This is a genomic window from Croceivirga sp. JEA036 (assembly GCF_011882165.1).
Lineage (GTDB): Bacteria > Bacteroidota > Bacteroidia > Flavobacteriales > Flavobacteriaceae > Croceivirga.
Genome location: NZ_JAATON010000004.1, coordinates 265241 through 281675 on the forward strand (window position 1 = coordinate 265241; position 16435 = coordinate 281675).

General features: G+C 35.5%; 21 protein-coding genes and 1 tRNA gene. 6 read left to right on the forward strand and 16 right to left on the reverse strand.

Annotated features, from left to right (window positions below):
• Window positions 1-16: 16 nt before the first annotated feature.
• The 6 genes from HCO57_RS12490 to HCO57_RS12515 form a co-directional block, all read right to left on the reverse strand.
• Window positions 17-1429 carry an alkaline phosphatase gene (locus tag HCO57_RS12490; RefSeq protein WP_167989297.1) on the reverse strand — a complete coding sequence of 471 codons (1413 nt, stop codon included), beginning with the start codon at window positions 1427-1429 and terminating at the stop codon, window positions 17-19.
• Window positions 1430-1462: 33 nt separating this feature from the next.
• Window positions 1463-1900 (reverse strand): hypothetical protein, encoded by a 438-nt coding sequence (locus tag HCO57_RS12495; protein WP_167989298.1) that lies wholly within the window; start codon window positions 1898-1900, stop codon window positions 1463-1465.
• Window positions 1890-3116 carry an ABC transporter permease gene (locus HCO57_RS12500; protein WP_167989299.1) on the reverse strand — a complete coding sequence of 409 codons (1227 nt, stop codon included), beginning with the start codon at window positions 3114-3116 and terminating at the stop codon, window positions 1890-1892. Before HCO57_RS12500 ends, HCO57_RS12495 begins: the two co-directional genes overlap by 11 nt.
• Window positions 3113-3742, reverse strand: a complete 630-nt coding sequence (locus HCO57_RS12505) for an ABC transporter ATP-binding protein (protein ID WP_167989300.1) — start codon at window positions 3740-3742, stop codon at window positions 3113-3115. The genes HCO57_RS12500 and HCO57_RS12505 overlap by 4 nt, the downstream gene beginning before the upstream one ends.
• 71 nt (window positions 3743-3813) lie before the next feature.
• A complete protein-coding gene (folE, locus tag HCO57_RS12510) occupies window positions 3814-4476 on the reverse strand; it encodes a GTP cyclohydrolase I FolE (protein ID WP_167989301.1) in 663 nt (220 codons plus the stop codon).
• A complete protein-coding gene (locus HCO57_RS12515) occupies window positions 4469-4867 on the reverse strand; it encodes a MerC domain-containing protein (protein ID WP_167989302.1) in 399 nt (132 codons plus the stop codon). Before HCO57_RS12515 ends, folE begins: the two co-directional genes overlap by 8 nt.
• 76 nt (window positions 4868-4943) lie before the next feature.
• Here HCO57_RS12515 and HCO57_RS12520 point away from each other — a divergent pair, with 76 nt between their 5' ends.
• Entirely contained in the window at window positions 4944-5324 is a 381-nt protein-coding gene (locus tag HCO57_RS12520; protein ID WP_167989303.1) for a Fur family transcriptional regulator, read from the forward strand.
• Here HCO57_RS12520 and HCO57_RS12525 read toward each other — a convergent pair.
• From HCO57_RS12525 to HCO57_RS16810, 4 genes are all read right to left on the reverse strand, one after another.
• Window positions 5321-6382: a succinylglutamate desuccinylase/aspartoacylase family protein gene (locus HCO57_RS12525; RefSeq protein WP_167989304.1), complete on the reverse strand. Its 1062-nt coding sequence runs from the start codon at window positions 6380-6382 to the stop codon at window positions 5321-5323. The two genes, HCO57_RS12520 and HCO57_RS12525, sit on opposite strands and share 4 nt — an antisense overlap.
• 138 nt (window positions 6383-6520) lie before the next feature.
• The gene (locus HCO57_RS12530; protein WP_136951348.1) at window positions 6521-6685 is read right to left on the reverse strand and encodes a Lacal_2735 family protein; all 165 of its coding nucleotides are present in this window, start codon (window positions 6683-6685) and stop codon (window positions 6521-6523) included.
• A 10-nt stretch (window positions 6686-6695) separates the two neighbouring features.
• On the reverse strand, window positions 6696-6917 hold the full coding sequence (locus HCO57_RS12535; RefSeq protein WP_136951347.1) for a hypothetical protein: 222 nt from the start codon (window positions 6915-6917) through the stop codon (window positions 6696-6698).
• Window positions 6918-7136: 219 nt separating this feature from the next.
• On the reverse strand, window positions 7137-7484 hold the full coding sequence (locus tag HCO57_RS16810; RefSeq protein WP_410492690.1) for a DoxX family protein: 348 nt from the start codon (window positions 7482-7484) through the stop codon (window positions 7137-7139).
• A 33-nt stretch (window positions 7485-7517) separates the two neighbouring features.
• Here HCO57_RS16810 and HCO57_RS12540 point away from each other — a divergent pair, with 33 nt between their 5' ends.
• Both HCO57_RS12540 and HCO57_RS12545 read left to right on the forward strand, forming a co-directional pair.
• Complete coding sequence (locus HCO57_RS12540) at window positions 7518-7883, forward strand: DoxX family protein (protein ID WP_167989305.1); 366 nt, start codon at window positions 7518-7520, stop codon at window positions 7881-7883.
• 8 nt (window positions 7884-7891) lie between these two features.
• Window positions 7892-8362, forward strand: a complete 471-nt coding sequence (locus HCO57_RS12545; protein ID WP_167989306.1) for a DUF4199 domain-containing protein — start codon at window positions 7892-7894, stop codon at window positions 8360-8362.
• A 127-nt stretch (window positions 8363-8489) separates the two neighbouring features.
• On the opposite strand, the gene HCO57_RS12550 is transcribed toward HCO57_RS12545, so the two are convergent.
• Window positions 8490-8563: transfer RNA gene (locus tag HCO57_RS12550), tRNA-Arg, on the reverse strand.
• Between the two features lie 62 nt (window positions 8564-8625).
• Between HCO57_RS12550 and HCO57_RS12555 the strand changes: the two genes are divergently transcribed.
• Window positions 8626-9138: an adenine phosphoribosyltransferase gene (locus tag HCO57_RS12555; protein WP_167989307.1), complete on the forward strand. Its 513-nt coding sequence runs from the start codon at window positions 8626-8628 to the stop codon at window positions 9136-9138.
• On the opposite strand, the gene HCO57_RS12560 is transcribed toward HCO57_RS12555, so the two are convergent.
• The 5 genes from HCO57_RS12560 to HCO57_RS12580 form a co-directional block, all read right to left on the reverse strand.
• The gene (locus HCO57_RS12560; RefSeq protein ID WP_136951342.1) at window positions 9135-9275 is read right to left on the reverse strand and encodes an SsrA-binding protein; all 141 of its coding nucleotides are present in this window, start codon (window positions 9273-9275) and stop codon (window positions 9135-9137) included. The genes HCO57_RS12555 and HCO57_RS12560 overlap by 4 nt on opposite strands.
• Before the next feature lie 177 nt (window positions 9276-9452).
• The gene (locus HCO57_RS12565) at window positions 9453-9929 is read right to left on the reverse strand and encodes a hypothetical protein (RefSeq protein WP_167989308.1); all 477 of its coding nucleotides are present in this window, start codon (window positions 9927-9929) and stop codon (window positions 9453-9455) included.
• Between the two features lie 69 nt (window positions 9930-9998).
• Window positions 9999-11330 (reverse strand): SPFH domain-containing protein, encoded by a 1332-nt coding sequence (locus HCO57_RS12570; protein WP_167989309.1) that lies wholly within the window; start codon window positions 11328-11330, stop codon window positions 9999-10001.
• 507 nt (window positions 11331-11837) lie between these two features.
• Window positions 11838-13706, reverse strand: coding sequence for a M56 family metallopeptidase (locus HCO57_RS12575; protein ID WP_167989310.1), 1869 nt, complete (start codon window positions 13704-13706; stop codon window positions 11838-11840).
• Entirely contained in the window at window positions 13706-14065 is a 360-nt protein-coding gene (locus tag HCO57_RS12580) for a BlaI/MecI/CopY family transcriptional regulator (RefSeq protein ID WP_136951338.1), read from the reverse strand. The genes HCO57_RS12575 and HCO57_RS12580 overlap by 1 nt, the downstream gene beginning before the upstream one ends.
• A gap of 143 nt (window positions 14066-14208) precedes the next feature.
• On the opposite strand from HCO57_RS12580, the gene HCO57_RS12585 reads away from it, so the two are divergent.
• Both HCO57_RS12585 and HCO57_RS12590 read left to right on the forward strand, forming a co-directional pair.
• Window positions 14209-15147 carry a calcium/sodium antiporter gene (locus HCO57_RS12585; protein WP_167989311.1) on the forward strand — a complete coding sequence of 313 codons (939 nt, stop codon included), beginning with the start codon at window positions 14209-14211 and terminating at the stop codon, window positions 15145-15147.
• Window positions 15148-15260: 113 nt separating this feature from the next.
• The gene (locus tag HCO57_RS12590) at window positions 15261-16403 is read left to right on the forward strand and encodes a glycerophosphodiester phosphodiesterase (RefSeq protein WP_167989312.1); all 1143 of its coding nucleotides are present in this window, start codon (window positions 15261-15263) and stop codon (window positions 16401-16403) included.
• The last annotated feature ends 32 nt before the right edge of the window (window positions 16404-16435 follow it).

Here is a 16435-nt window from a genome sequence, read left to right on the forward strand (position 1 = left end):
ATTTTGTTTGCTTTTATTAAAAGTTATTTTGCACTTCTGTTGCATTAAGCATTAGATAGTGTAAATCGGTATTTTTAATAAACGGTGCAAGTAGTTCACTACCCGGGCCATACATGGCTAACTCTACATAGTCTGCAGAATGCTGCATGCTTATCCATCCCACGGAATTATGCTCCTTTTGCAACTCGGCTAAAGGTCTAAAGGGTAATTTTTTAGGGTTATACCAGCCCGCATCAGTATTTAAATTCTTGTAGTAAGATAGTAGTAGTTTTGCTGCATCATCATTAATAGCAATGCCATTGGCATAAGCTATACGCTCTTTTACTGTGTTTAAAGAAGATTCTTTACCGAGACCGTTTAATATCCATGCATTGGTGTATTTGTATTGCTGAATAGAATCAAAATTTGAGTTGGCGCTGCTACCATATATTACTCCGGGATTGGCATTGCCATGGTCTGTAGTAATAATCACGAGTGTTTCACCATCTTTTTCTGCAAAATCCATAGCTGCATTTATAGCCTCATCAAATGCTATTTGGTCATATAATAATCCCGTAATATCATTGGCATGTGCTGCCCAATCTACTTTACCAGCTTCTACTTGTAGTACAAATCCGTTTTCAGTATCCTTTAAATTGTCAATTGCTTTTTTGGTCATTTCTGCCAGGGTGGGTACACTATTGGCTAATTCTTTGGTGTTTTCTTGGTCCTTGGCGTAGGGTAACCCACTGTCATAAAAAACGCCTAGTAAGGGTTTTTGACTGCTAGCATTTTGCATAGCCTTTTTGTTTTTAACAACGCTATACCCTTTGGCAACAAATGCATGGTACAGGTCTTTGCCATCTTTGCGCTTGTCTGCGGCAAAGTGTTCGTTACCCGCTCCCATAAGTACATCAAAATCTTGTTCTAGATATTTTTCTGCAATGGTATCTTGGTCATTTCTAGACTTAATGTTAATGCAAAAACCAGCTGGTGTAGCATGGGTAATAGGTACGGTGGTTACGCAGCCCGCTTTTTTACCTGCAGATTTAAACTTTTGCCAAATAGGCAGATTGGCTTCGCCATTAGCATCAATATTGATTCTACCGTTAGGTACACGCACACCGCCACCCCAAGCAGAACTAGCGGCTGCGGAATCTGTTACTATGGAACTGGCAGAAGCCGTATCCATTAAAGCCCGGGTTACTTTGTTTTCTCGATAAAGATTCATCCAATGGCTGCCTATGCCAGTTTTTCTAGTAAGGTGTAAATCGGCCATATTTAAGGTGCCCGTACTCATACCATCGCTAACCAGCAGAATAATATTCTTAGCTTTTTTATTTTTAAAGCTAGCCGCGGTTTCTGCAGCTTCTAATGAGTTAAAAGGCGCTAATAACGATGTTCCTAATGCTCCTAAAGAGGTGTTGCGGAAAAACTTTCTTCTGTTCATTTTTGGTGATTGATGCTTTTTTAAACGTGCTATTTATTTCATTTTTAGTCCAGTACTTTCTGTTAGGATGTAGTTAAAATGTTCTACATCGTCTTTATTTAACTTTAGTTTACCCGTAATAACCACAACATCGTCGGTTTTGAAGTTGGGTTTGGATTTAAACTGAATTTCCATGGCAGTTTCTGGTCCGCTGGCACCACAGAAAAAGCAGGACGCCATTGGATTTTTAGATAAGATAAACAAGTTTCCGCTTGGGTCTATATCTAAAAAGTAACCCACAATGGATACTTCTTTGCCTTGTAGTTCTTCTATACTTTTACTAAAGTCTGGGTATAAAAAATTAGAACCATAATCGGGGTAATATTTTTCGGTATAGGTAATATCCGCTAAGTCTTTCCACGTTAGTTCTACCTGTGCAAAAGTGTATGTGGAGGCCAACAGTAAAAGCAGGGTTATCAATTTATTTTTCATCACTTAAAATTTTAGAGATATTCATTTTAAACAGTGGCACTATTGCCATTGTAATACCTATCAAAATTACAGCCAATATTAGTATTACGGTGTATAAAAAAGATTGCAGCGGCAAGGTGGACATAATATCTTGCTGTAAGCTAGATTTTAAGATAGTAAAGACGAAATGTAGACCAAGTTGACTTAAAGCAAAGCCAATCAATAGCGATAAAACCACGATGCATATACCCTCCAAAGCAATAATGGTACTTATTTTAAGATTACTAGCACCGTATGTACGCATTAAAGCAAGGTCAAACGCACGCTCTTTCACCATTTTATACAAGCTAATAAAAATGGTAATACAAGAAATGATTAAAATGATATAAGCAATCCAAGAAATGGCTTGTATACCAATTCCTGTAAATTTAAATAGTCGGTCCAACTCAAACCTAGGTAATGCCGCCTGCATGTTTGTTTGTTCATTAATCATTCTAGGTGTGGTAAGCAAGCCAACCGGACTTCGGAAAGAAAGCAACAGGGAAGTAACCTCTTTAGCTTCGTGTTGGTGTGCTTCTTCATGCTCATGTTCTTCATGTTCTTCGTGTACTTCATGTTCTTCATGGTCATGCACATCCCAAATACTTTCTAAGGTGGTGATGATTAATCGGTCTAAAACTTTATAACTTTTCTTATAAATACCAACCACTTTAAATTCGGCATCATGTTCTTCTATAGCTCCATCTGTAAGACCATGCGCACTTTTAAAGGTGTCACCAAGTTGCAATCCCAGTTTTTGTGCCACCTCACTGCCAATCACAGCTTCCATAGAAGTTTTGGGGCTAGTACCAGTTGCTATTTCAGCAGCGTAAAAGGAATCAAACGCCGGGGTGGTCCCTACAATACGGTAGCCTTTATAGTTATCGCCATAAGAAATAGGAGCAGCGTTTTTAATTAAAGGATTGCGCGTTAGTTTTATAGCCTCAGGATACGAAATGTTGCCGGTGGGATTGTCTACATGTAAAACAGAAGACAACACCAATTGTAGGGGACTGCCCTTTGCGCCGACCACCAAATCCACATCACCTAAGCTGTTTTTAAATTGATTTTGTACCGAGGCATCCAATTGTAGTACACCTAAGAGTAATGCAATGCTTATAGAGAGCGAAAAAACGCTAAGAAATGTGTAAAGCGGTTTATTTTTAAGGTTCCTAAGTACTATTTTCCAGGTATTCATAGCGATAGTACGTTTTTGAAGTTCGCCTTAATACGCTGGTCGTGTGTAATCACGATGAGGTTCGCCTTGTTTGCAGTAGCTTGTTCTTGTAATAACTGCATTACTTTAGTACAATTGGTATCGTCTAAGCTAGAGGTGGGTTCGTCCGCTAATATTAATTTAGGTTGATGTACCACTGCCAGCGCGATACCCAAGCGTTGTAATTGACCAATACTTAATTCGTTCGTTTTTTTGTTCTGGCAATCTGCAATCCCTAATACGTTTAATAATTCTATAAGAGCAATTTTATTGCTTGTTTTTTTTGTGAAGTATAAGCGTGCTTTTAGATTTTCTAATACGGTTAATGACCGTAACGCATGATTGTTCTGAAAAACCATACCTATTTGCTTACCTCTGAACGCATCTAGCGCTTTGGCGGATAGGGTAGTGATATTAGTGTGGTTTATGGTAACGTTACCCGTAGCCGGATTTAGCAAACCTGCCAATAGATGTAAAAACGTTGTTTTGCCAACACCAGATTTCCCCAAAATAAGAAGACTTTCTGCCTCATCTAAATTTAGATTAGGAAAAGCCAAAACGGAAGAACTGCTAGGATATTGATATGTGAGGCTATTACTACTTATCATAAAATGATTCTAAGAAAGAAGCTTAAAGATAGTATGTACCATACATCTGATGGATAGTTTTAGATTTAATTTTAAAGTGCTACATGTTGTAATATTCCTAGAAATTCTTCTCTTTTTCTATCCTCTTTAAAACAACCACCATATTCTAATGTGGTGGTAAAACTATCTTTATCTTTTATACCCCTAGATGACACACAGAGATGTTTGGCGGCAATCATGACAATTACATCTTCCGTATCTAAAATGCTTTGCAGGTCTTTTAAGAGCTGCATGGATAAACGTTCTTGTACTTGGGGTCTATGGGCATAATAATCTACCAATCTATTAATTTTAGAGAGGCCTATTACTTTATCTTTTGGTACATAGCCAATATGAGCATGGCCTGTGATGGGTAAAAAATGATGTTCACAAGAAGAGTCTATAGTTATATTTTGCTCTACCAGCAGTTTACTGTAGCCGTATTTGTTTTCAAATACAGAAAGCTTGGGTTTATTTGCAGGATTTAAACCATAAAATAATTCTTTTACATACATTTTTGCAAAACGGTAAGGTGTTCCAGACAAACTGTCGTCTGTAAGGTCTAAACCTAGTTCTTCCATTATTTTGCCAAAATGGTGCTGTATAGCTGCAATCTTTTGATCATCGGTTTTGTCAAAAGCGCCTGGAATCATTGGGGTATCTACACTGAATCCAATATGGTTGTCTCCTATAATCTCTATCTTCTCTTTATCCATTTTTAGTGCAGCATTTATCGGTTTTACATTGACAGTATTTTCTATTAAACAGATGCAGGAATACCAGGCTTATAGCTACAACATAGGTTGCTATTTCGGGTAGTGGAAAACCCTCAAACTTTTCATTTAACAATAAGAAGGTTAATGCAGACCAACTCAGCCATAAGGCAGGTTTCATCCATGGTGCAGCGGTTGTTTTAGTTGCTTGTAAAACTGCCAGAAAAGAGATAATTAAAAAGAAAATATCTAGCTGCTTCCACCAGTTAGGGACAACATCGGACTCAAAACCAATGGGCAGTAAAAACAAAAATGGCGTCGCTATACAGTGGGCCAAACATAATCCGCTGGCTAATGCACCTAATGCATCTGGTTTCTTTAAAGTGATATTCATCTTTTGTTATTGCAATTGAATTGCAAAAGTAATTAAAGCGATTGTAATTGCAACTGTTTTGCATTAAATTTGTGGTATGGGAGTAGTAAGAACCACAAAAACAGTACGGTTGGTAACGCAATTTTTTGATACCTATGAGCATGCAATTGGGGTGTTAGATTTGGTAGAGAAGTTTAAGGAAGAAATGAACCGTTCTACGATTTATAGAATTTTAGACCGTCTAGAAGATGAAGGTAAAGTCCATTCATTTTTGGGTGCCAATGGTTTAAAACACTATGCCAAATGCAAAGATTGCAACCATGATTCACATTTAGATGTACATCCACATTTTCAATGTACCAGTTGTGGTAAGGTTGAATGTGTTGCTTACGAAATAAAAATTCCGATTTTACCCAACAAAAAAGTAGAACATGCACAGTTACTGCTGACCGGAGTATGTGATAATTGTAGGCATTAATCTGTATCCTTGGGTAAAGCAATACAAAATAGTGTATCCTTTTTTGTTACCGGCGGTGTTCCTACCATATAAAGTATAGTACCATTTTCAGAGGCTTGTACGGTTGCTAAAATTTCCCCAAATTCGTTGGTTATTTTACCAATTTCTTGCCCTTTATACACGGTGTCTCCGGCTTTAACATTGGCGTAAAAAATACCTTTAGCCGGTGATTTTATATAAACAGGATTTACATATTGATTTAAGCTTTTAGGCAATGGTAAGTTTGTGTTATACATCCCTAATTGGGCTAGTAAATGATAAATTCCATTCTTATTTAAAGCTACTGCGTCTTCCTGCACATTACCCAATTTACCAGCTTCAAAGCTCAAGCCTACTTTACCGTCTTGTACAGCTTGTTTAAAGGCATATTTGGCAGGTTCCGTGTCTTTAATCGTGTAGGGATAAGAAACTACATTGGTAAAGCCACTAGTTTCTGATAACTCTTTAGCTAATGCAGTGGCTACGGGTTGGCCTTCATGGCGATAATAGCATACAAAAGGCATTAAATCTTCGCTAGCGTCACCACCATGGATATCTAAAAAGACATCACTTTGTGGAATGATATTTTTGGTTATATAATAAGCAATCTGTTCTGTAACGGTACCTTGTTCTTTGCCAGGAAAAGCATTGTTGAGGTTTACACCATCGTCTGGATTCTTAAAAATAGACCTACCATAAAATGCAGAGGAGCTGCTAATAGGGATTATAATTAAGTTGCCTTTCAGGTTGTCTGCTTCAACCTCTTTAATGAGTTGTTGCACGGCCATTATTGGTGGATATTCATAGCCATTTACTCCTGCCAAAACGGTTAGAGTTTTACCTTTTTCCATTCCTTTAATAAGTACAATGGGTAGGTGTGTAGTATTGCCTTGATCATCAGAAAATTCTATCACCACATTTTTCCTAATTCCATTTTTACTTTTTTCAAAGAAATTGGCTATACTATTTTGCGCTCTTGCTTGGGAACTATATCCTATAATAAAAAAAAGTAAAAGAAAGCGTAGAATAAATTTGTCCATGGGTTTGTATAAGCTTTGGAGAAACAAAGCTAATGGGAATCAAAGCTTTCCTATCTTAATAAAAGATTAAATGTAATATAAATAGGGAGGAGTTGTGTAAGGTAAGTGACTCTTAAAAAAGCCATAAACGTAGAACGTTTATGGCAATTTTTCCATCTGCTTTAAAACTTGTTCAGCTTCGTATACCTTTTCATCACTTAATTTTCTATTAGTCGTAGACAAGGTATGGGCTTCTTTCATTAATTTGGCATACTGGTCTTGTAGCCTTTCTTTTTCTGTTTTCTTTTTAAATAATCCAAACATGCCAGAGAGATTATACTAAAGGAGTTCCCTTTAAACGTTTTTCAATCTTTCGTTTTTTTGTTGTAATACGTTTCATTACCTCCATAAGTTTACTGTCTTTAGTCTTTTTGTAAATTTCATTAATACCTAAAACTAATTCTTTTGCTTCTCTTGAGGCTTTTACACGGTCACTCGTTGACATGTGACTCATCGGCCTTTTTTCAAACTCTTCTGCTTTCAAAAGTAAGTCCATATTATAACGTTTAATGTTTGTTTAAAAATAATAAACAAAAATATAATTGTACTTGTCTTCTTTTTGCATTAGGATTTAATTAACAAAATTGATGCTTTTTCAATTTCAAAGGAAATAAGTAATATACTTTGTATCTATTATAAATTATCTATATCTATTTTTTTTAGAATTAAGTTAACAAAAATACATATATTAATGTTTAAGTTTATATTCAAATTTTTAAACAAAAATAATGCTAAGAATAAAAGCATAAAGGTTTAGAAGGGCAAAACAGAAGGAAGGAAGTGTTTTCCAGATAGAATCTTTAAGGCTAATACGCACCAGAAATCCGGAAAACATGAGTAAAGAAAGGCCGTAGCTACCCAGTAAAAGAAGAGGGGTAAAATATAAGCCTACAGCCAAAGAGATTGCTCCTAATATTTGCAGAATACCTGTAATCTTTTGATAGCTATGTAGTTCATACCGTTTAAACTCTAGTGTCATCAGTGGGGAAAACAGGCAAGAAAGACCAAAAAGTAAAAAGCTAAATGCACTAAAAAGAATAATAAATTTTAAAGTAATCAGCATGAATAACAAATTATCAACCTATAAAATTAAGACATGGAATACGTAACCATTGCCATTAAGATATTTATTTTTCTCAGCATTTTTAATGTTTGGGTGATTCGTTTTCATAAATCCACGCCGTGGCGTGGTGGTGAGGCAAAATCAATGGAGGAAGAATTTGAAGCTTATGGACTTGGTAAACCCATGATGTATTTGGTAGGCGGTTTAAAATTACTTTCGGCCGTGTTACTGCTGGCTTCTATTTGGGTGCCATCCTTAATTTTTTACGGAGCACCGCCTTTAGCTATATTAATGATTGGCGCTATAATTATGCATATAAAAGTGAATGACCCGATTAAAAAATCATTACCTGCTTTTATCTTTTTAATCCTATCTATTTTATTACTAATCTTAAAATAAAGAATACTATGAAAAATTTTACTTTACCCATAAGATTTGGGTTAGCCACGAGTGGTTCTTTAATTGCATACTTTTTAGTATTAGCATTATTTGACCTGCATACCAATGTATTTTACAGCCTATTTAACGGTGTAATTACAGGTTTTGCAATTTATGAAGCAATTAAGTACAGAAAATTAGAAGAAGGTAAGGCCTTTAATTACCGAAAAGGTTTTGAAACTGGGGTAATTACTGGTTTTATGGCGACTCTTATTTTTACGTTATTCTTTACGGTTTATGCTACAGAAATCAATCCAGATTTTTTAGCGGCACTATCTAAGGAGTGGTTCAGAAATTTAAGTTTTAAGGGTATTGTATCCTTCACAGTAGCTATCATGGGTTTCGCAACTACGTTGGTTCTGACTTTAGCTTTTATGCAATTGTTTAAAGTGCCAAATAGTAACAAGAAGAGCATATTAAAGGTGGTTACGGAATCCTAAGAAAGACTCTTATTGGATATTGGTAAGGTGTTGCAGTCATAATAAGAACTTTGACTGTCTTCCGTACCTAAATCTAAATTAGTAGAATAAAAAAAGCAAGCTCCATTTTGTAGCTTGCTTTTTTTTGTGACCGCGGCAGGATTCAAACCTGCAACCTTCTGAGCCGTAATCAGATGCGCTATTCAGTTGCGCCACGCGGCCTTATTTAAGGGGTGCAAATATATTTCTTTTTACCTTTACTGCAAAAATAGAGCGCAAAAAAAATGGATTTTAAATCATTTATTCGTGATGTGGCAGATTTCCCTAAGGAGGGAATCGTCTTTAAAGATATTACTCCACTACTAAAAGACCCTAGCGTACTAAACAAAGCAGCTGATACATTATCTTCTTTTTTAGAAGGTAAGCAAGTAGATAAAGTGATAGGAGTAGACAGTCGCGGATTTATTTTTGCGCCGATGTTGGCTTCTAAACTAGGAGCAGGTTTTGTTCCTGTGCGTAAAAAAGGAAAGCTACCGTATCATACCAAATCAGCTAGTTACGATTTGGAATACGGTACCGATACTTTAGAAATACATGTAGATGCTATTAAAAAGGGAGAAAAAGTGTTAATCCATGACGATGTATTAGCTACCGGAGGCACAGCGGCAGCGGTGTGTGAATTGGTGCAAAGCCTTGGAGGAGAAATTATTCAGTGCAACTTTTTAATTCATTTGGCATTCTTAAATGGCGAAGATAAATTAGGTGATGTGCCAGTTAGAGCGCTGATGACCTATTAGTCTAACGCACGTGTAGTTATAAAATAGCGATACCCTATAATGGCTAATTGTAATTTGCTAGCCTTAGTTAAATCTAGTCTTTTTTTAGAATAGGAGGGGAGCAGCACTTTATTGAGCTTGGCTAAAAATTTGTACATCAGGTTATTTAGTTGGTTAGGTTGCAAGATAAAATCTTATTTAGGAATACATTCTTTTACAGGTTACAAAAAAGGATGATTTAGAAGCTATTTTCAAAAATGTAACTATAACTTGGGAATAGCTACCTACTAATCTATGCAACTATTTACTCTAAAATATCTTAATAACTAATGAAGCTAAAAAGTGCTTTGAGATGCTCTTATATTTAAAATAGTAGCATAGAGACCTACCAAACTCACAAAGGAAATATGACTGTCTTCTAAGGTATTTCCTAGTTCTATTTTGTACGTATATTTCCACTGTTTCCAAGAATAAGTTGGTTTAATGGTAAGTATGATTTGATTATTTGAGTTGTACAGTATGTACGTTAGTGTAAAAAAGCCTTTAGATTTTAATGTGTAATGACCAATATCTTTAAGGTTTAGTTTAATGCTGTTCCAGCTAGATTTTAAGCTGCCTACCATGTCATGGTTTCTTCTTATCCATGTAGTGCTACTAAAAATACTTTTACGTTCCATGTTAAGCACGTTATTCTCCCAAGTTATAGTAGCGCCCATAGAAAAAGAACTTTTAAATGCTAAAACGCCTATTTCTTTTTTATTTAGCGTAAGTGTATGTTTTAGATTGCTATGTGTTGTTTGTAAAACTCTCATAATTTTAAAGTTTTAAGGTAAATAAAAGCCCGGAAATACCGGGCTTTTTAAATATAGTATGGGTGGTGTTTAGTCCTTTTTTTGCATCATGGTTTTGGCCAAGTCTGCTCCAATAAGTGACTCTAGTAAATTGCCGTTGTTGCTTTTGGCTTGACTACCTTCAATATAAATCTCGGGTAGGTTTAAGCTTTTTAATTGCCCAGCAACGCCAACAGCTGTTTTGTATTCCCATTCTGCCCTTTCTTGTGGTGTTAAACCTGCACTAACAAGTTTTGCGTTTTGATACGATTCTGCATCTGCAGCAACCTTTTTGCTTTGTGCCTTAAATTTCTCCACCTCAAATTGTTTTTTCTCCTTTATAAGATTGAATTCGGCCACCTTAGCTTCAGTTTCTGCAGCTATAGTTTTTTGTATTTGTTCTTTTTCTAAACGTGCGCGCTCTGCTGCCTTTTCTGCTTCACCACGTGCTTTTTCTTTCTGCGCACGGTAAAACTCGCGCTCTGCCTGCTGCTTTTCTAATTGTGTCTGGGCTACCTCTTCTTTTTGTAGCTGTAAGCGTTTGTCAAAAGTAGCTTCCCAATCTATCTCTGTTACTACGGCTTGTACTACGGTTAAGCCGTAAGCCTTTAAAGAATTGCCTTTTTCTCTTACAGGAGCTCCGTCCTTAAATTTAATTCTAAAGCGCTTTTGTTTACTCTCTTTATTTACTACGGTACGTACGGTAGACGAATCTCCTATAATTTCTTTGTTCTGATTGGTAACATACTCTTCTAAAACATACATTCCGTTTTCCAATTGATCTTTAAAATAGCGGTCAAAATCTGACGCTTGTCCAGAAATATAGTCTTGCGCATCCATTAACTTACAGGTATTTTTAATACTCTGGTCAATGTTAGGGATAATTCTAGAACGTATTAAATTGCGCTCCGTTTTATTTCTATCTGCTACGGATAAGAATTGCTTTTCATCCTCTGTGTTTATACTTATAACAACAGAAGTTGCAATACGTGCTTTTACGGCATCACTAAACGCCCAGTACTTAGCTTTGTCCACATTGGCATATTCACTTTGCTCTCCCAAATCTCCTTCTCCATTGGGGATTACGTATTTAATAGGTAGCTCAAACTGTATAGGTATTAATCTACCCCACATTTTGCTGTTTATGCCCTGTCTAAACACAGCTTTCTGGCCACCCCAAGGGTATTGCACGGCGTAAGCTGTGCCAGGTTCTGCGTAGAAAAAAGCACCAGTTACAATGCTTAATATTAAACCAATTAAAACTATTTGCAGACTTCTTTTGGTGGTAAACCAATTCAGAGCAGCAACGTTTTTAAATAGAGCTTTGGCTAATAAGGTTCCTAAACCAAAGACAATAACGAGTATTCCTAAAAATGTTAGCATAGGTTCATAATTTTAAGGTTGATAAAAGTTTTTTTGATTTCTGGTTAGGAAATCGGTTGGTTTTGTAAGCAGCTTTTAAATGAGTCCTCCGAAAATGGTAAGTACTACTGTTACAATTAATTTTACAATGGTTATCATGTTGATTGTTTTTTGATGGTTATAAACTCCTGTTTTGTTGATTGAGTTTTCAATATAAAATGAGTTTTGTCATAGTTGCAAACAAATTGAAGTTAAATAGTGAAATTGACTGCATAATTGAAAGATAAAAAACAAAATATGTTTCAATATTTATGTGACCTCCTTAGATGTCCTTATGTTTTGTAATAAAAATGAGGGTATTCACTATTGAATTATAGGTTTTGTAGGGGTTTTTAGCTGTTTTTTTAGAAATGCAAGGGCAATTTCATTGTAAAATGAGGCAAAATGAGGTATTTCATTTAACCGCATAAAAAAACCGACCCTGAAAAGGTCGGCTAAAAAAGATAGTTTTTTAATTGATGAATGTGACTAATTTTTCTTTTTAGTGGTTATTTCTATAACACCGTGTTGAGCTTTTTCGCCATATTTTTCAACTGCTTTTTCGCCTTTTAATACATTTACACTTTTAATTAAATCTGGAGAAAGTTTATCTATTTGTTTTTTGGTTGCTACTTTACCATCTATGTAATACAATGGTTCTTCTTGATCTTGTAGAGTGCTTTCTTTCTCTGGAACAGAGGTAATCTCATTTATTGTAGTGGAAATGGACTTGCCATTTTCTTTGGTAATTTCTTTTTTGTGAATGGTGATGTCCTTGTGTTTACCAATCTCTTCTAGACCGTCTAAAGCAGTTTTTTCTTTTTGGGATAAATTAGATTCGGTAACTAGAAAACGTTTGTTGTTGGGGGTTGAGTGTTGTTTTAGATAAGTAATTTTTTTATAATCACCATTGGTTTCTTCTACTTTGACCTCGTTTATTTCTGTATCTTGGTCAATGGATTCGGTAATATGCAGGGTTTTGATAAATTGCTCTTCTAGCTTGCCAATTTTGCTGAGCGAATCTCTAGAAATCTCTTCACCATCTAACACTATTTTTTCTACACCGTTAGTATTTATGAGTTCTATAAGTTTAGAATTTTTATCTTTAAGTATTGGGGTTGTATTTCTGTGTTGACCAGCTTCTGGTATAGAGTTGCTATCTTCCTGTAGGATATCAATATATGCGGTTTCATTATTTTCAAATGATATAGAAATTTTAAAGGGAGCAATAGTGCCTTCGTTTTTTGTTTGTTGATATACGCCTTTGCTTCCGTTGTTGTTATCATAAGCTATTTTTAACGAGGTAATTTCTCCGTTTGAATTTCGCTTAAGTTGTTTGTATTCTAAAATTACACCTTGTTCTGCTAAAAAATTAGCATCACTCTCTAAAACTTCATCCGTACTATTTTTATCAATAGTGATGGTGATATTGTCAATTTTTACGTGGTCAATGGTGTCATTAACTACATTTTGTGGTATGTTTTTGTAGGTGTAAATTGTTTTGGTTTCTACATTGAAAGCTAGTAAGAATAGTGCCAAGGCGGGTAAAAGAAATAAGACTTTTAATTGGTGCTTTTTCTTGGATGATTTTTGTTGTAACATGTGTATTCTGTTTTTGATTAATGAATTAAAAAATTGATGTGTTATTGCAGTAGGGCTGTATCCTAAAGATTCCCTTAGCATTAAATATTGATAGTCTTTTGCATTATGGATTTTGGCAACGGCATAGGCGTCTGCTGCAAATTCTAAATTTTGCCGAATTACGTGCTGATATAACCAAATAAGAGGATTGAACCAAAAAAGTGTACAGCAAATTTGTATGACGAGTAAATCCCAAGTATGCAATTGTTTAGCATGCGCTTTTTCGTGCATTAATATGCTTTGTAGCTCTTCTGGAGTGTAAGTTTTAGGAGTATAAAATATATTGTAGAAAAAAGAAAAGGGAGCTATAATTTCTTTGCTCTCGTATAAGTTGTAGTGCGCTTCGGTAATTAATTGGCATTGCTGTTTTAATTGTTTTATTCGTAATAATTGTAACAGTAAACGAACAGTAAAAAAGAGTACGCCAATTAGGTAAATTAATCTGAGCAATAAAGAAAAATCTAAGAGTGCTGTATTTTGAGAGTCTCCCGTATTAATTTGCTTGTAATTAACACTTTCTGTGTAAGGTGCAATTACCGTGGTAATCTTAGTGTAATTAAGTGTTGGGAGTACTAGAGCTAAAGCTAAACCAATTAATAAATACCATCTGTTCGTTTGGAAAAATGTCTCTTTTCGTAAAAACAGTATGTAGCTTAATAGTAGTATTCCTAGAATACCACTCATTTTTAAAAGATAAATTGGTAAGTGATGTTCCATTATTTTTTTTGTTCAATAAGAGCGATAATTTCTTTTAATTCGGCTACGGAAATCTTTTTTTCCTTAGCAAAATGCGAGACTAAACCTGTGTAAGAATTATCAAAATAAGAAAGTAGCGCATTGTTTACATACTGTTTACGGTATACTTCTTTTTCTATTTTAGGAAAATAACGGTGCGTGTTTCCAAAAGCCTCATAAGAAACATATCCTTTGTCTTGTAAATTTCTGATGATGGTAGAAAGTGTATTATAATGAGGTTTAGGTGCTGGTATGGCTTCGAGAACTTCTTTTACAAAAGCCTTTTTTAGCTTCCATAGTACCATCATTATTTCTTCTTCTTTGTTGGTTAATTTTTCCATAAGCCTATTTACGTTAACACGAATGTAAACTAAAAAAATAGTTAATCAACTATAATTATAGTTATTTAACTAAAAATATAGTCTATTGCATAGTTAAGGGTTTTTAATTCTTGGGTTATCTTTACTGCCTAAAACCATTAACTATGACAGACCTTTTATTTATAATCCTAGGATTAGTATTGCTAATTGTAGGTGGTAATTGGTTATTAAAAGCTGCAGTAGCCCTTTCTTTAAGATTAGCCATACCTAAAATTGTTGTTGGGATGACTGTGGTTTCTTTTGCAACTTCTGCACCAGAATTAATTGTAAGTATTAAGGCAGCTTTAGACGGTTTTCCAGATTTGGCCTTAGGTAATGTTGTAGGGTCTAACATTGCTAATTTGGGCTTGGTGCTTGGCGTAACGGTTTTGTTGGGTAGCATAGATGTAAAGAAGAGTTTTTATACAACAGATTGGCCAGTGATGATGTTGGCAAGTATATTATTCTTTGTATTTATTTATTTTGATGGAGTGCTAGAGCAGTATGAGGGTGTTTTGATGGTAGCCTTTTTATTTGTGTTTTTGGTGTATTTATTGCGTTTTCAGAAACCTGCAGTGGAAGATGAAATGCCAGAGGATGATGAGTTATTACCCTTGTATAAAATAGTGTTGTTTTTAGGCTTAGGAGGTGTAGCACTTTGGGGTGGGTCAGAATTATTAATTAATGGAGCAGTGGGTATGGCGTCCGCTTTTGGGGTTAGTGATCGTGTAATTGGTATAACGGTAGTTTCTGTAGGGACTAGTATTCCAGAATTGGCAGCTTCTATTATAGCAGTAATTAAGAAAGAAAAAGCTATTTCTTTAGGTAACCTTATAGGCTCTAACATATTTAATTTGTTGGCTGTGTTAGGGATTACTAGCATCATTACGCCTATTAGGGTAATAGATCAAGGATTACTTTCTAGTGATATATTTTGGATGCTCGGCATCTCTTTATTGGTATTGCCATTGGTATTTATTCCAAAAGGATTGCGTTTAGGTTGGCGAGATGGAATAGTACTACTAGGGTTGTATATTTTCTTTGTGTACACCACGGTAACCTAAAATAGACTTAACGTTCTTAATCTTGAGCTTTTCTTTTGTTTAAATAGAGATAGTGTTAAGTTCATATGTGTTGATTTGTTTAGGGACTTTTAAAACACTTAAATCAACACTTTATGAAAACCAATGTTTTTGCATCGCTAATGGTGATGTCCCTTTTATCTTTAGCTTCTTGTGACTACGTAGATGATTTTACTGGTGGTCCAGCAGAGGAGCCAAAGGCAGAACAACCCTTAATTATTGCGCACCGTGGCGCACAATCAGTATTTCCAGAACATACCTTAGAGGCTTACGCCAAAGGTGTGGAGCTAGGAGCAGATTATATTGAACCAGATTTGGTTTTAACCAAAGATGGGGTTTTAGTAGCACGCCATGAACCTATGCTTTCTGGTACTACTAATGTTGCAGACTTACCAGAATTTGCTGACAGAAAAACCACTAAGAACGTAGACGGTAAAGAAGTTACAGATTGGTTTGCTTCGGATTTTACTTTAGAAGAAATAAAGCAACTAAGAGCAGTGCAAGTTTGGCCAAACAGACCGCACGATTATGACGGTAAATTTCAAATACCAACCTTTTCAGAAATCATCGCGCTAGCAAAATCTAAAACTACAGCGAGTGGAAATAAAGTAGGAATTTATCCTGAGATTAAGCATCCTTATTTTCACAATCAATTAGGATTTGCAATGGAAGATGCTCTGTTACAAGAATTGGATAAAGCAGGGTGGAATCATTATGATGCACCTGTGTTTGTACAGTGTTTTGAGGTAGCTCCTTTACAATACATCAATACCAAATCTACCGTGAAACTAGTACAATTAATTTCTACCTATGATGTTAATGCAGACGGTTCTTTAGTATTTGATGTGCCTGCGGGTGATTTTATTAGCTATGCAGCTCCTTATGATTTTTATGTAGATGGGGATAGCCGTACTTACGAGTATTTTTCTACGGAAGAAGGGATGTTATTTACGGCTAGCTATGCAGATGGCATAGGGCCATGGAAGCCATTCATCATTTCTTTTACCAAAGATGTTAATGGCAATGTGGATAAAGTATTGCCACCGTCAGATTTTATAGACTTGGCACACAAATATGGGTTAAAGGTACATCCATATACGTTTAGAAATGAGGACGAAAAGTGGAGTGGTGGCAATCCAGAAGCGGAATATCATTTATTTTTTGATGCTGGCGTAGACGGCGTTTTTACGGATTATACAGACGATGCTGTTAGGGCATTAGAAAGCTGGAAAAAGTAATTCTTAAACAGAGTGCATAAAAAAACGCCCTT

What these genes read in the sequence shown, in the direction of transcription:
- HCO57_RS12490 (WP_167989297.1), bottom strand. Translation starts at nt 1,429, where the DNA reads ATGAACAGAAGAAAGTTTTTCCGCAACACCTCTTTAGGAGCATTAGGA.
- HCO57_RS12495 (WP_167989298.1), bottom strand. Translation starts at nt 1,900, where the DNA reads ATGAAAAATAAATTGATAACCCTGCTTTTACTGTTGGCCTCCACATAC.
- HCO57_RS12500 (WP_167989299.1), bottom strand. Translation starts at nt 3,116, where the DNA reads ATGAATACCTGGAAAATAGTACTTAGGAACCTTAAAAATAAACCGCTT.
- HCO57_RS12505 (WP_167989300.1), bottom strand. Translation starts at nt 3,742, where the DNA reads ATGATAAGTAGTAATAGCCTCACATATCAATATCCTAGCAGTTCTTCC.
- folE (WP_167989301.1), bottom strand. Translation starts at nt 4,476, where the DNA reads ATGGATAAAGAGAAGATAGAGATTATAGGAGACAACCATATTGGATTC.
- HCO57_RS12515 (WP_167989302.1), bottom strand. Translation starts at nt 4,867, where the DNA reads ATGAATATCACTTTAAAGAAACCAGATGCATTAGGTGCATTAGCCAGC.
- HCO57_RS12520 (WP_167989303.1), top strand. Translation starts at nt 4,944, where the DNA reads ATGGGAGTAGTAAGAACCACAAAAACAGTACGGTTGGTAACGCAATTT.
- HCO57_RS12525 (WP_167989304.1), bottom strand. Translation starts at nt 6,382, where the DNA reads ATGGACAAATTTATTCTACGCTTTCTTTTACTTTTTTTTATTATAGGA.
- HCO57_RS12530 (WP_136951348.1), bottom strand. Translation starts at nt 6,685, where the DNA reads ATGTTTGGATTATTTAAAAAGAAAACAGAAAAAGAAAGGCTACAAGAC.
- HCO57_RS12535 (WP_136951347.1), bottom strand. Translation starts at nt 6,917, where the DNA reads ATGGACTTACTTTTGAAAGCAGAAGAGTTTGAAAAAAGGCCGATGAGT.
- HCO57_RS16810 (WP_410492690.1), bottom strand. Translation starts at nt 7,484, where the DNA reads ATGCTGATTACTTTAAAATTTATTATTCTTTTTAGTGCATTTAGCTTT.
- HCO57_RS12540 (WP_167989305.1), top strand. Translation starts at nt 7,518, where the DNA reads ATGGAATACGTAACCATTGCCATTAAGATATTTATTTTTCTCAGCATT.
- HCO57_RS12545 (WP_167989306.1), top strand. Translation starts at nt 7,892, where the DNA reads ATGAAAAATTTTACTTTACCCATAAGATTTGGGTTAGCCACGAGTGGT.
- HCO57_RS12555 (WP_167989307.1), top strand. Translation starts at nt 8,626, where the DNA reads ATGGATTTTAAATCATTTATTCGTGATGTGGCAGATTTCCCTAAGGAG.
- HCO57_RS12560 (WP_136951342.1), bottom strand. Translation starts at nt 9,275, where the DNA reads ATGTACAAATTTTTAGCCAAGCTCAATAAAGTGCTGCTCCCCTCCTAT.
- HCO57_RS12565 (WP_167989308.1), bottom strand. Translation starts at nt 9,929, where the DNA reads ATGAGAGTTTTACAAACAACACATAGCAATCTAAAACATACACTTACG.
- HCO57_RS12570 (WP_167989309.1), bottom strand. Translation starts at nt 11,330, where the DNA reads ATGCTAACATTTTTAGGAATACTCGTTATTGTCTTTGGTTTAGGAACC.
- HCO57_RS12575 (WP_167989310.1), bottom strand. Translation starts at nt 13,706, where the DNA reads ATGGAACATCACTTACCAATTTATCTTTTAAAAATGAGTGGTATTCTA.
- HCO57_RS12580 (WP_136951338.1), bottom strand. Translation starts at nt 14,065, where the DNA reads ATGGAAAAATTAACCAACAAAGAAGAAGAAATAATGATGGTACTATGG.
- HCO57_RS12585 (WP_167989311.1), top strand. Translation starts at nt 14,209, where the DNA reads ATGACAGACCTTTTATTTATAATCCTAGGATTAGTATTGCTAATTGTA.
- HCO57_RS12590 (WP_167989312.1), top strand. Translation starts at nt 15,261, where the DNA reads ATGAAAACCAATGTTTTTGCATCGCTAATGGTGATGTCCCTTTTATCT.